Annotated in this window: 11 protein-coding genes; 5 read left to right on the top strand and 6 right to left on the bottom strand. The window is 57.8% G+C overall.

The genetic code is table 11. The features are described from left to right. Nucleotides 1–74 precede the first annotated feature (74 nt). The 5 genes from FHS09_RS21885 to ahpC all read right to left on the bottom strand — a co-directional run bounded on the left by FHS09_RS21885 (nt 75) and on the right by ahpC (nt 4,603). Nucleotides 75–305 (bottom strand): toll/interleukin-1 receptor domain-containing protein, encoded by a 231-nt coding sequence (locus FHS09_RS21885; RefSeq protein WP_221192193.1) that lies wholly within the window; start codon nt 303–305, stop codon nt 75–77. Nucleotides 306–593: 288 nt separating this feature from the next. After that, nucleotides 594–1,094 (bottom strand): PIN domain-containing protein, encoded by a 501-nt coding sequence (locus FHS09_RS21880; RefSeq protein ID WP_183463951.1) that lies wholly within the window; start codon nt 1,092–1,094, stop codon nt 594–596. After that, nucleotides 1,091–1,867 carry a hypothetical protein gene (locus FHS09_RS21875; protein ID WP_183463949.1) on the bottom strand — a complete coding sequence of 259 codons (777 nt, stop codon included), beginning with the start codon at nt 1,865–1,867 and terminating at the stop codon, nt 1,091–1,093. Before FHS09_RS21875 ends, FHS09_RS21880 begins: the two co-directional genes overlap by 4 nt. A 378-nt stretch (nt 1,868–2,245) precedes the next feature. Further along, nucleotides 2,246–3,847 (bottom strand): alkyl hydroperoxide reductase subunit F, encoded by a 1,602-nt coding sequence (ahpF, locus tag FHS09_RS21870; protein WP_183463947.1) that lies wholly within the window; start codon nt 3,845–3,847, stop codon nt 2,246–2,248. A 189-nt stretch (nt 3,848–4,036) separates the two neighbouring features. Continuing rightward, nucleotides 4,037–4,603 carry an alkyl hydroperoxide reductase subunit C gene (ahpC, locus tag FHS09_RS21865; protein ID WP_183463945.1) on the bottom strand — a complete coding sequence of 189 codons (567 nt, stop codon included), beginning with the start codon at nt 4,601–4,603 and terminating at the stop codon, nt 4,037–4,039. Nucleotides 4,604–4,839: 236 nt separating this feature from the next. On the opposite strand from ahpC, the gene FHS09_RS21860 reads away from it, so the two are divergent. Together FHS09_RS21860 and FHS09_RS21855 are read left to right on the top strand one after the other, a co-directional pair. Then, on the top strand, nt 4,840–6,147 hold the full coding sequence (locus FHS09_RS21860) for a DUF2157 domain-containing protein (protein WP_183463943.1): 1,308 nt from the start codon (nt 4,840–4,842) through the stop codon (nt 6,145–6,147). Continuing rightward, nucleotides 6,144–6,662, top strand: coding sequence for a GDYXXLXY domain-containing protein (locus FHS09_RS21855; RefSeq protein ID WP_183463940.1), 519 nt, complete (start codon nt 6,144–6,146; stop codon nt 6,660–6,662). The genes FHS09_RS21860 and FHS09_RS21855 overlap by 4 nt, the downstream gene beginning before the upstream one ends. Here the strand turns inward: FHS09_RS21855 and FHS09_RS21850 are convergent. Then, on the bottom strand, nt 6,656–7,294 hold the full coding sequence (locus FHS09_RS21850) for a TetR/AcrR family transcriptional regulator (protein ID WP_183463938.1): 639 nt from the start codon (nt 7,292–7,294) through the stop codon (nt 6,656–6,658). The genes FHS09_RS21855 and FHS09_RS21850 overlap by 7 nt on opposite strands. 259 nt (nt 7,295–7,553) lie before the next feature. Here FHS09_RS21850 and FHS09_RS21845 point away from each other — a divergent pair, with 259 nt between their 5' ends. The 3 genes from FHS09_RS21845 to FHS09_RS21835 all read left to right on the top strand — a co-directional run bounded on the left by FHS09_RS21845 (nt 7,554) and on the right by FHS09_RS21835 (nt 11,977). Beyond that, complete coding sequence (locus FHS09_RS21845) at nt 7,554–8,672, top strand: hypothetical protein (protein WP_183463936.1); 1,119 nt, start codon at nt 7,554–7,556, stop codon at nt 8,670–8,672. Continuing rightward, nucleotides 8,672–9,262, top strand: coding sequence for a PDZ domain-containing protein (locus FHS09_RS23320; RefSeq protein WP_183463934.1), 591 nt, complete (start codon nt 8,672–8,674; stop codon nt 9,260–9,262). Before FHS09_RS21845 ends, FHS09_RS23320 begins: the two co-directional genes overlap by 1 nt. A gap of 405 nt (nt 9,263–9,667) precedes the next feature. Then, a complete protein-coding gene (locus FHS09_RS21835) occupies nt 9,668–11,977 on the top strand; it encodes a TonB-dependent receptor (protein ID WP_221192192.1) in 2,310 nt (769 codons plus the stop codon). The last annotated feature ends 325 nt before the right edge of the window (nt 11,978–12,302 follow it).

Genomic DNA, 12,302 nt, shown 5'->3' with positions numbered 1-12,302 from the left:
AGATCCAGGACCTTATCTGAAAGACACGTTTGAGACTGCAAATCTCGGTATTTTTGCAGGATAACGTGCTTTTTTTATGCAACTACAGGGTTAACATAACGTTCTGTGCAAATCATTGTAGCGAAATCAGATTTCGCAAGTTCAGTTTCCATGAAATGAGGGAGATCATCGCCGGGCCGCAAATCCCATTGATCTAATATAGCATCCACTCCTCTGCTTCGGAGAGTGGTTGCGAAGTTCAAAACCCACTCTTTGTGAGCAGCCGAGTCATGAGAATAGGAGATAAATACTCGAGGTGGAATCATCTTATTTAATTGCCCCAATGTATAAAGTTACATGACGGGGCTGTAGAAAAAATCCAGCCCCTTCTTTCTGATTATATTTTATCCGGAAAATAACGCTAGTACGTGAATTCTGGACTTGTTTGCATGTGCGAAGAGAAGTTCAGAGCACTTTCCGCACGAAAAATTTGCCTATTCAAGAAGTTCTCGGGTTTTTCTACAGTCTGAACGCTTGCGTAACGGGCTGGTTTGGAGCGTCAGCAGAAAACCGGTCCCGTTGACGCTTTAGTTAGCGATTCATATCCTAAGTTCTTATGTTTCCTCTAAGCTCAGCCTCTGCTGCGCTTGCAGTCTCGGTACTTCTAAGACTTGTATCTGACCATTAGCGAACGCTTTTAACTTTGCATCATGGCTGAAAATTGCATCCACCTTTTGTGCAATTGCGGTTGCCACGATCATACAGTCTGCTTTCAGTTCTTGCCGGGTAGCCTGCAACTCTTCCCGGATTTGATTTACTGCTCCGGACTCCTTTTTCTCACGCCAAAGCCGGGCAAATATTGCCGAGGAAGCTGCGTCATAGGGTGGTATCAAGAACGAGCCTTGCAGCAAGTTTAAGGTCATAGGATGATACTTAGCTTCTACAGCAGTAAGCAGTTCGCCAACGACAACCGATGGAATGAGTAATTTTGTCTTCTTTCTTTTGCATTCTTCAAAGAACTGCTGTGTCCTTTCTATCATCTCCTCTTGACCGGCTTCTGCCTGCTCTTTGATGCCCCAGATTAGGATATGGTTGTCTAAAATCACTTGCTTCATTGCAGCACCTCACCCTGCCGAAGTGCCTCAACGAAACCGGGAACATCATCCACTTCCGAGAATGCATGTCCGATATTGGATCTTAACTGGCCCAGGACAGTTAGAGGATCTTCCTGTTTGAACTCTTGGAAGCTCGTTATCGAGAACTCCTGAAGCTTAATACTTCGGGTATCCCAAGCGGCTAAGCCTTGTAAAACTACAAAGGAATAAAGCTTATGACCGAGATCCTTCGCGACATCTAATGCGACATCGCAATAAATGACGGAACCATCGAGCATCTCGATCATTGCGCGCGGAACCTTTCCACCCACGCGCAACACTTTTCCGACTAATTCTGTAGAGCCGGTGATCTGGCCCGGAGGAGGAACTAGAGTTTCAGCAGTTATGGAAGCGAGAGGGCGTGCCGAGCCAGGCAACTGAATATCTGCTTTGCAATTATGTCGCTTCGTAAATGCCGCCACTGTCTGCAAAGACTTCAAAGACTGTGGAGCAAGTGCATCGAAGTCTGACTCTGCGATTGCTTGGCTTGCCGCGATGAACGCAGGCAACACAGCTGCGGCCATTGTAGTCTTAAACCTAAGTCCAATGCTTTCATCAGCGATATGATAAAGGCCAACCACCAGCTCGTCCTTTGCAAGATCCGGGTTTGCCTCTAAGGCCTCTGCAGAAGCGAAAGTTTCAACGGCTTCCAGAATCTCAGCAAGCTCGTGAGAACGCACCGATCCTGGCTTTATGCCTTCACCAATGAGTCTGAACTCAATCTCGTCATCCATGCTTACTCCGATATATTCCTTGTTTCGCTAACATTTATATAATCGTGGAGGCCAATACCCCTTGCCTCATATCTCAATTGCTACTTTTAAGCAAGAATGCTTCGGAAGCCCTATCCCGTCAAGCCCGAAGATAAAGTGGTACGTTTGTTCATTTTGTGAAAGCGTTCATCGAGCCTCATATCCCTCTTTTTTTGTATGGCGGGTAACTTGGGGCTTTCAGTCGGTTTTAGCTTGCAAGCAGAGATATCGGCCCCGGTGATCATTTTTCCAGCTAAGTGGGAAGATGCGAGGGAGGGAAAGGACGTGGTTGCCCTATGGGAGATGGTCAAAAAGTGTCCGGAAATCTTCCGGCCACTTTTTGAGGTTGGTATCAGTAAGTTAAGCGCTGGCTGCCAGCACCTGGGGCTCGACTTCTTCCTGCACTGCCTCGTCGGCTACCGAGGAACGAATCAGGTAGTCAAACGCCCCCAACGCCGCCGTAGCTCCCGCACCCATGGAGATAACAATCTGCTTGTAGGGTACGGTGGTCGCATCGCCGGCGGCGTAGACGCCGGGGACGGAGGTAGCTCCGCGCTCGTCGATCAGAATCTCGCCCATGCGGTTGAGTTCCACTTCGCTTTCCCTGAGCCATTCGGTGTTGGGCACCAGGCCTATCTGGACGAATACGCCGGCCAGTTCCAGTTGTTTGCTTTTACCGGTTTCCCGGTCGGTGTAAGCAAGGCCGTTCACCTTGTTGCCGTCGCCGAGGACCTCTGTGGTCTGGGCGTTGGTGATGATATCCAGGTTGTTCATGGATCTCGCCTTGCGCACCAGTACTTCGTCGGCGCGCAGGGTGTCGGCGAATTCCAGTACGGTGACCTGCTTGACGATGCCCGCCAGGTCGATGGCTGCTTCGATACCGGAGTTGCCGCCACCGATCACCGCTACGTGTTTGCCCTTGAAGAAGGGGCCGTCGCAGTGGGGGCAGTAGGCTACGCCCTTGGTGCGGTACTTTTCTTCTCCGGGTACGCCCAGTTGTCTCCAGCGGGCGCCGGTGGCGAGGACTACGGAGCGGCTGGAGAGGGTGGCGCCGCTCTGCAGTTCCAGTTCCACCATTTGTTTGCGCGTCAGGTTGGCGGCGCGCTGGTCGGTGATGATGTCCACACCGTATTCCTTGACGTGCTGTTCCAGGCTGGCGGAGAGTTTGGGGCCTTCGGTGTAAGGCACTGAGATAAAGTTCTCGATGCCCACGGTGTCCATCACCTGGCCGCCGAAGCGCTCGGCTACCAGGCCGGTGCGGATGCCTTTGCGCGCGGCGTAGATGGCTGCTGCCGCACCGGCGGGGCCGCCGCCGACCACCAGCAGGTCGTAGGGTTCTTTTTCATTCAATTCGGCGGCCTTGCGTTCGGCGGCGCCGGTGTCCAGTTTGCCGACGATTTCCTGCAGGGTCATGCGGCCCTGGGCGAAGTGTTCGCCGTTCAGGTAGACCGAGGGGACCGCCATTACCTGGCGCTGTTTCACTTCGTCCTGGAATAGGGCGCCGTCGATCATTTCGTGGGTGATATTCGGGTTCAAAGTCGCCATCAGGTTCAGCGCCTGGACCACGTCCGGGCAGTTCTGGCAGGACAGCGAGATGTAGGTTTCGAAATGGTATTCGCCCTGGAGGTTGCGGATTTGTTCCAGCAGTTCCGGGTCGGCTTTGGACGGGTGGCCACCGGCCTGGAGCAGGGCGAGTACCAGGGAGGTGAATTCGTGGCCCAGGGGAATGCCGGCGAAGCTGACCCGAGATTGTTCGCCCGCGGGGGCTACGGCCATGCTGGGTGTGCGTTTGCCGTTGCCGCTATTAAGGGCGATTTTGCTGGAGAGGCCGGTGATTTCTTCGGCCAGGGTTTGCAGCTCTGCGGATTTTGAGCTGCTGTTGCCGGACACACTGATTGCAATCGGATTGACGATATTTTGCAGGTAGGTGTCCAGTTGCTGTTTCAGGGTTGCATCCAACATCGGTGTGTCCTGTGGTTCTTTGGGGTTAAAAAGGACCCGCTTGGGGGCGGGTCAATATGGGGATGGTGGTCCCATTCAAGATTTCTGTGGGTGGGCCTTTGGCCCACATGCGGAGCTGGAGCTCCGCGGTCCCGGGGCCCTCTCCCCCGGCCCCTCTCCCGCGGGCGGGAGAGGGGAGTAGGGGCGGCTTTAGATTTTGCCGACCAGGTCGAGGGACGGGGCGAGGGTTGCTTCGCCTTCTTTCCATTTGGCCGGGCAGACTTCGCCGGGGTGGGCGGCGATGTATTGGGCGGCTTTGATCTTGCGCAGCAGTTCGCTGGCGTCGCGGCCGATACCGCCGGCGGTGATCTCGACGATCTGGATCTTACCCTCCGGGTCGATCACGAAGGTGCCGCGGTCGGCGATGCCTTCTTCCTCGATCATCACCCCGAAGTTGCGGCTGATGGTGCCGGTGGGGTCGCCGATCATCGGGTACTGGATCTTGCCGATGGTGTCGGAGGAGTCGTGCCACGCCTTGTGGGTGAAGTGGGTGTCGGTGGATACGGAGTAGATCTCCACGCCCATCTTCTTGAACTTGGCGTAGTTGTCCGCCAGGTCGCCCAGCTCGGTGGGGCACACGAAGGTGAAGTCCGCCGGGTAGAAGAAGACCACGGACCACTTGCCTTTCAGGTCGGCGTCGCTGAGTTCGATAAACTCGCCGTTCAAGTAGGCTTTGGCCTGGAAGGGCTTGAGTTCGGTGTTGATGTAGTGAGACATGATTGCTCCTCGTTGACTGTCTTGGGTTCAGAAGTTGTCTTGGACGAGGGCTATACTATGGACTTCTGTTGATTGATAAAAATAATCTATTCCAATGGGTCTAATAGTTACAGCTGATCATTGATTGGCTATTCATAGCCAGGGGTCATGGATTGCTTTGCGCCAAACCTTTCCGGATACTCGGCTGCTATGGCCGGGGCCGGTTCCCGGAACAATAAAGAGAAGAGGGGAGAGGGATGCGGCTGATACGGCTGTTGAAGAATGACCTGGCCCGGGAGACCGCCGATTGGGTGGCGGAGGGGATTGTCAGTCGCGAGCAGGCGGAGCGGATCTGCACCCGCTACGGCGCGGACTTCGAGCAGGCGCAGGGGCGCTCCCTGGGCTACAGCGTACTGACGGGCCTGGGCTATCTGTTTATCGGCCTGGCGCTGATCACCCTGATCGGCGCCAACTGGGAGGAGATTCCCCGCGCCCTGCGCATGTGGGGGCTGATCGCGATTACGGTGGCCACCCAGGGATTGGCGTTGCGGCGCTATCTGTCGGGAGACGAAGGCGGTGCCACGGGGATCTTCCTGCTGGGCAATCTGTTCTTTGGTGCCTCTATTATCCTGATCGCGCAGATCTATCACCTGGGTGAGCATATGCCGGACGGGGTCTTCTGGTGGGCCCTGGGCTGCCTGCCCTTTGCGGTGCTGCTGCGCAATCCCTGGCTGGCGCTGCAGGCCGGTGTGCTGGCGCTGGTGTGGTTTTTCCTGGAGGTTTCCCTCGGCTTTTATCCGGTGCTCTTTCCTCTATTTATTGCCGCTTTCCTGTGGGTGCTGTGGTGCGGGCGTGAGAGCATTCTGCTGTTATTGCTGGTGGTGGCCGGTATCGGTTTCTGGACGGAGTATTCGCTGGCGGCCTGGTGGCGGGATTCGGGCCATTTCGATTTCCGCGCGGAAAACCTGGCGGTGGGTGTGGCCTTATTTATCGCTCTCTATGCCCTCGGCCACTGGCTGGCTGCACGTACCTCGGCGGTGGCTCGGGACTACGGCGCGGTGCTGTCGATCTGGAGTCTGCGCTTCGGGCTGGTGTTGATGCTGGTGTTGAGTTTTGCCGGCCCCTGGGAGGAACTGATCGAGGCGGAGTGGCGCTACTGGCTGCCGATGACAGTGGTGTCGGGCCTGCTTGCCGCCATCGCGCTGGTATTCGCCGCCGGGGGAGGGCGCTTGCGGGCCACCGCGGGGCTGCTGGCTTTCTATTTTCTCTCGCTGCTGGTGGCGATTCTGGTGGGCAATGAGGAGCACACGGTTTACTTTCAGCTGGTTTACAACGTCGCGCTGATCGGCATGGGTATCTGGCTGATTGTGCGGGGGATTCACAGCGGCATTTCCCATTACTTTTTTCTCGGCGTGACCGCGATACTGCTGACCGCGCTGATGCGCTATATCGACCTGATCGGTGACTATATCGGCGGTGCGGCGGTCTTTCTGCTGTTCGCGGTATTGCTGCTGGCGGCGGCCAGGTATTGGCGGAGATTCCATTCGCGGGAGGGTGCGGTATGAAAAAGAAAATCGTGATCGGCCTGATCGCCGCCATTGCTTTTCAGTTTGTCGTCCTCTCCGGCATGTATGTGAGCGCGCAGATGCCGCTGTGGACGGGCACCGAAATAAAACTGAAAACCGTGCCCGTGGACCCGCGTTCCCTGTTCCGCGGGAATTACGCCCGGCTGGAATACGAAATTTCCCGGGTGGACGCGAACCTGTTTCCTCCCGGCAAAAGACTGCGCAATGGCGAGGTGGTCTATGTATCCCTGGAGCCGGGGAAAAACGCTCTGTACGAATTCTCCGAAGTGAGCCTGCAAAAACCGCAATCCGGGTTGTTCCTGCGCGGCCGCGTGTCCGACCGCTGGTTTGAGGGGCCCGGGAGTTCGGTGCGGATCAAATACGGTATCGAGGCTTTGTTCGCCCCCAAGGAAAAGGCCCTGGCACTGGAAAAAGAACTGGCCGATGGCGGCGTGGCGGTGGTGAAGGTGTCGGGTGGCGGAAAGGCGCGGTTGCAGGGTGTTATTGCTCAGTGAGCGCTGGCGACCGCGGTGTAGATTTTCAGGGCGCTGCGTTCCACCTCTGTGGTGGGTGTGCGGAAATCCTCCAGCACCCACTGGATGGCGATCTGGACGATCGCTCCTACAAGACCGATGCTCATCACCCCCCTGCCTTCCGAAGCGGATGAGTCCTCCGGCAGCAATCCGAGATTGGGGTGTTCAAAGAGTTCCGCCAGGTTGCGCACCGCCGATTGGTAGCGCCGGTCGATATCCGGGCTGACCCCGAGTATCTCGAACAGCATCACCCGGGCGCGCCGCCGATCGTCGCGGATAAAGCGGAAGAAAGCCTCCAGCATCCGCTGTTGGCGTTTCCGGTGGCCGTAGCGTCGGTCTTCCACCACAGAGCGCAGGCGCCGGTCCAGGTCGCGGACCAGGCTGTCGAACACGCTGCCCAGCAGGTCCTCGCGATTGGCGAAGGACTCGTAGAAATAGCGCTCGGTCAGGCCCACCTGCTCGCACACCATCTTCACTGAACTGGCCCGGTAGCCCCGGGTACCGAACAGCTCCAGCCCCGCTTCGATCAGCGCGCTGCGGCGTTTCTGCTTGCGGCTCTCCGGGTCTATGCCCCGGTAGCTGCGCCCCTTGCTGGGGGCGAGGGTCCGGCCCATCGCTTTATCCATCCAAAAATGTGGCGAATGACGCATGCTATCACCCACGGATCGGCTTCACATCACGGCAGCGGAGCGAAACCAGCGCCAATAAGCGGTTGGCGCGAATGGTCTTTTGACATGCAGTCATGTCAATAATACAGTACTGACACTGTGTCGTGTCAGATTTTCCGGCACCGCGGCAACAGAAATCATGCAGTACCCCAAAACCACTACTCGCAGTTCAAAACATTAATAATGATGAGAGGAACCGAGGAAGATGAATACTGCAAAATCCGGCGGCCCCGCCGCCCTGGTGGCCCTGACGGTCGCCCTCGTATTCAGCACCGCAAATGCCCAGGAACAGCAGACCACGGTCCGCTGGGGGCCGATCGAACTCCCGGCCGCCACCGCGGAGGGCCCCGGGGAAAAGCACAACGAAGTGGCCGGTGCTTCCGATTTCAGCAAGCTGCTGATCGGCCTGTTCACCAGCGTGGCGGACTACGCGGTTACCAAGCCCTGTCAAGACTGCTACATCACCTCCATCGAGCCCAACCTGGTGCTCGCCGACGGCAGTATTGCCAACTTCAATAACGGCACCATGCTGCACCACGTGGTGAACATGAACTTCTCGCGGCCCGATGTCACCTGCCGGCCGAATATCTTCAGCGATAAACCGATCCAGCGCCTGGGCGGCCTGTCCGGAGGCAACGAGCGTTTTTTCGCCGCCGGCAACGAGCGCACGCGCATCGCGATTTCCGGGGATTACGGCTACTTCGTGGGCGAGGGTGACGACTGGGGGCTGGTCTATCACCTTATGAACATGTCGCCACAACCGAAGACGGTCTACTTCGAATACAAATTCACCTGGGTGGATGCGGAGCAGGTGGAACTGGACCGGGTGCGGCCGATCTGGATCGATATCGATCAGTGCGGCTACTCCGAATACGAAGTGCCGGCGGGCTACTCCGATATCGAGTGGGCCTGGGAGGCGGACCGCTCTCACAAGGTCACCGATATCGGCGGCCATTTACATAATTACGGGCTAAGCATTGCCTGGCGCAACGAGACCACCGGCGACAATCTCTGCACCTCGGTGGCCGGCTACGCGCCCGGGTCCTCCAGTGTACCCGTGGGATCGGGCACCGGTGCCGACGCCGCGCACCCGCTGTCCGTCAACACCGTCACTTCCGATCCCCTGGGGCTGGGTAATTACAACGGCAATATTTCCGATATGACTGTGTGCCACGCGGGGGATAGTGGGCCTGGTGTGAGTAAGGGCGACCTGATGCAAACCCACGCGCAGATCTATCGCCCCAACGCCACCGATCACGATATGGGCATTATGATCGGCTTTATGGATGAGGAGTTTTGCATCACCAATTACTGGTGTTTCTAGTGCGATACTCGAGGGTATTTCCACTGTTCCTCGCTATTGCGGCGATTGCCGTCGGCATCCGTTCGATGTCCGGCGGCGGAGAACCGGAGCCGAGCGCCCCTGCGTTGCAATCCCGTCAGGTGCCTCAGGTGGAAAGAGGGAATGTATCAGTTTCTGCGCGGAAGCCCGCCGCTGGAGAGGAAACGCTGGGCCTCACTGCCAAGCAGGCGCGGGAGCGGCGCCGATTGCTGGAACTGGAGCGGGCTGCGGAAGCCCGTTTCAAGGAGACGGTGGCCGTTGACCGCCTTACCGCCGACAAGATATCGCCAACGGTACGCAAACTGTTCGAAACCCTGACCCTGGAGCCCGCCTTCGATACGGCGGGCGGGCGCGAGGGTTATGTGGACGGCATGCGCATTGCCGAACTCAGCGACAGGAATCCGCTGGCCAGGGCGGGGTTCCGCCCCGGCGACCGGCTGGTGCGTATCAACGGGGAGCCACTGCTGGACCCGGCGCAGATCGCTCATCTGTTTACCGCGCTGGGGGATCGCTTTGAAGTCTGTGTCGATCGGGAGGCGCTTGAGGACTGCCGCGTGGTTGTGTTGCGCTAGGGGCATACTTTAAGTCAACACTCGGCCCCCATAGGAGCTTGCTTGCAGGCGAACAAGAACGGAACTCCGTAGCCATTCGCCTGCAAGCAGGCGCCGACAGCATGGACCGGATTGCATGAAAAGTAATCAATCCACCTCGCATCTTAAGTCTCACCGGTAATAAAAACCCCTTCAGCGTATAGCCAAATCATTTCCAACTTGCTTTATCCGCCTATTGCAATCGATTGCATGACCGAATTATAGTGACACCCCGGCGATAGGCTGGCACGCGATCGCCCTTGTATTAGTGAGTGCAATCGTTTGCATTACTTTTGCCCGATAACAAGTGCCCGATAACTACAAGCGCAAAATTTGCACAGCACACAATAAATCCCCTATAAAAACGCGGATGAGAGGGAAGCCTTGATGAAGATAAAGATAAACAAGAAGCCCCTGGCCCGAGCGGTATCCCTGGCGGCGGTCTCCCTGGGTTTCAGCGGCGCGCTGGTCGCCCAGGAGGCGGAACAGCCGATCAATAGCGGCGATATGGTGATGGAGGAAGTCGTCACCACCGGTACCCCAGGCGGTGCCAGTATCCGCAAGTTGGATGCCAGCTTTTCCATCATCACCCTGAACGACGACGAGATCGCCCGCGTGTCCCCGGCCAGCACGGCGGACCTGATGAAAACCATTCCCGGCCTGTGGGTGGAGAGTTCCGGCGGCGTGGCCGGGGCGAATATCGACGTGCGCGGTTTCCCCGGCGGCAGCGATGCGCCTTTTGTGACCGTGTCCATGAATGGCCTGCCGGTGTATCCCGCGCCGACCCTGTCCTTTATGGAAAACTCCTCGCTGTTCCGGGTGGACGAGACCATCCAGCGGGTGGAAGGCCTGCGCGGCGGCCCCAACCCGGTGTACTCCAACGGCCAGCCGGGCCTGACCACCAACTTTATTCTCAAGGAAGGCACCGAGGAGACCGCCGGCAAACTCAAATACTCCGCCTCCGACTACGACCTGCAGCGGGTGGACGGCTTGCTCAGCGGCAAGTTGAGCGACGACGTCTACTACATGATGGGCGGCTACGTCAGCTCCTCGCCGGGTGTGCGCGACGCCGGCTTCAGCGCGGAGGAGGGCCACCAGTTCACCCTGCACCTGACCGCGGAACTGGACAACGGCAAGGCCGGCTTTTACCTGCGCGACACCGACGACCACGGCACCTGGTACCTGCCCGGTGCCTCATTTCTGCCGGCGGACTATACGCAGGTGGGCCCGAGCAACCGCAATGCACTGGTACCGGTTTCCCGGCCGGACAACAGTGGCGGATCGGAAACCGTCTGGGGAAGTTACGACATGGGCGAGGGCCGCGGTTGGGACGGCAGCATCGGCGGCGCCTATGTGGAAATGGATCTGGGCAATGGCTGGAGTTTTACCGACCGCTTCGCGCTGACCACCGGCAACGCCGACACCCTGGGCTATGTGCCCGACGGCGGCCCGGTGCGCCTGGACAGCCTTACCGATATCAATGACGACCCCATCACTTCCGCCACCACCGTTTCCGGCGCGGCGGTAAGCGGCGATACCCTGGTGCAGCTGTTCGGCCCCTGGGTGGTGCGCAAGGAGATCGAGGCCAAGAGCAATGACCTGAGCATTGCCAAGCAGTGGGATACCGCCAAGGTCACTTTCGGCTACTACGCTTCCGCCTGGGAGGTGGGTGAGTGGTGGTCCCTGGGCAACCAGAAATATTTTGTGCTGGACCACGACGGCGAACAGATCGCCAGCACCGGCGCCGCCGGCGAGATCGAGTGCAACGCGCCGGGCGTGGTGACTTGCGGCTGGAGTTATGATGTGGATGCCAGCGGCGACGCGCGTGAGGACGCGTTGTATATTGCCGGTGAATTCTATGTGGGCGATTTCACGTTCGACCTGGGTGTGCGCTCCGCCAATCGCGAGACTAATTATTCGGTGGACGACGGCGCGCGGGACGGTGTGTACAGCGTATACAAAGCCGATGAGGACGGCACCGCCTACACCGCCGCGGTGAACTGGGCCTTCGCCGACAATATGGGGACTTTCTTCCGCATCAACTCCGGCTTCAAGTTTGCCGACTTCGACGAATACCGTAACTTCGGCGGCAGCTTCCGCGCAGGTTCCGATCTGGTGATCGATATCGAACAGTACGAGCTGGGCTACAAGTTGCAGGATGCAAATTACTCCCTGTTCGCCACTCTCTTTTACAACGAAACCGAGGGCATGCCGGATTGTGTCGTCGGCAGCGGTGTCTGCACCCGCCTGGAAACCGAAGCCCTGGGGGTTGAGCTGGATGGCAAACTCTACTGGGGCGACTTCACCCTTGGCCTGAACGCCACGGTGCAGGAACCGGAAATCACCAGTGGTGAATTCGAGGGCAACCAGGTATTGCGCCAGCCGGAGCACCAGGTGCGCCTGAGCCAGAGCTACGACTGGACTCTGGGCAACGGCGTGGATATGTCCCTCTACGGCGCGGTGAGCCGTATCGGCGACCGCTACAGCGACAATGGCAACTCGGTAACCCTGCCCGGTTACACCAAGGTGGACCTGGGGACTATGGTGTACCTAAACGATTTCAGCATACAACTGGCGGTGAACAACCTCACCGACGAGGAAGGTGCCACCGAGGGCGATCCCCGGGACCCGACCGCGGCCAATGTGCGCTATATCCTGCCGCGCAATATCAAGTTGAGTGTCGCTTACGATTTCTAGTCAGTCTGTTAGCGTGATCTGAGCTTGCCGCACAGTTCCCCCACTGTGCGGCTTTTTTTTGCCGGGAGCGCCGAGCCCCAGGCCCACCAATTACCTATGTAGGAGCGGCCGCTGGCCGCGAACAATCTCACTACGTAGCACAGCCCGATCGCGGCCAACGGCCGCTCCTACAAAATGTGAAATGTTCGATAACCATTTGGATAAGGGCCGGACAGGAGATTTTCCAATATAAACCCAATCATTGCATAAATTTTGACACTTCCGCGACTAGGCCGCAGATTTCATGGCATCGAGATAATGCAACAACTCCGATTTGACAGCACTG

Origin of the sequence: Microbulbifer rhizosphaerae, from assembly GCF_014191725.1 — a bacterium.
In the GTDB taxonomy this organism is placed as follows: domain Bacteria; phylum Pseudomonadota; class Gammaproteobacteria; order Pseudomonadales; family Cellvibrionaceae; genus Microbulbifer; species Microbulbifer rhizosphaerae.
The sequence above is the reverse complement of the archived record's forward strand: the minus strand, read 5'-3'. Positions and strand labels throughout refer to the sequence as shown.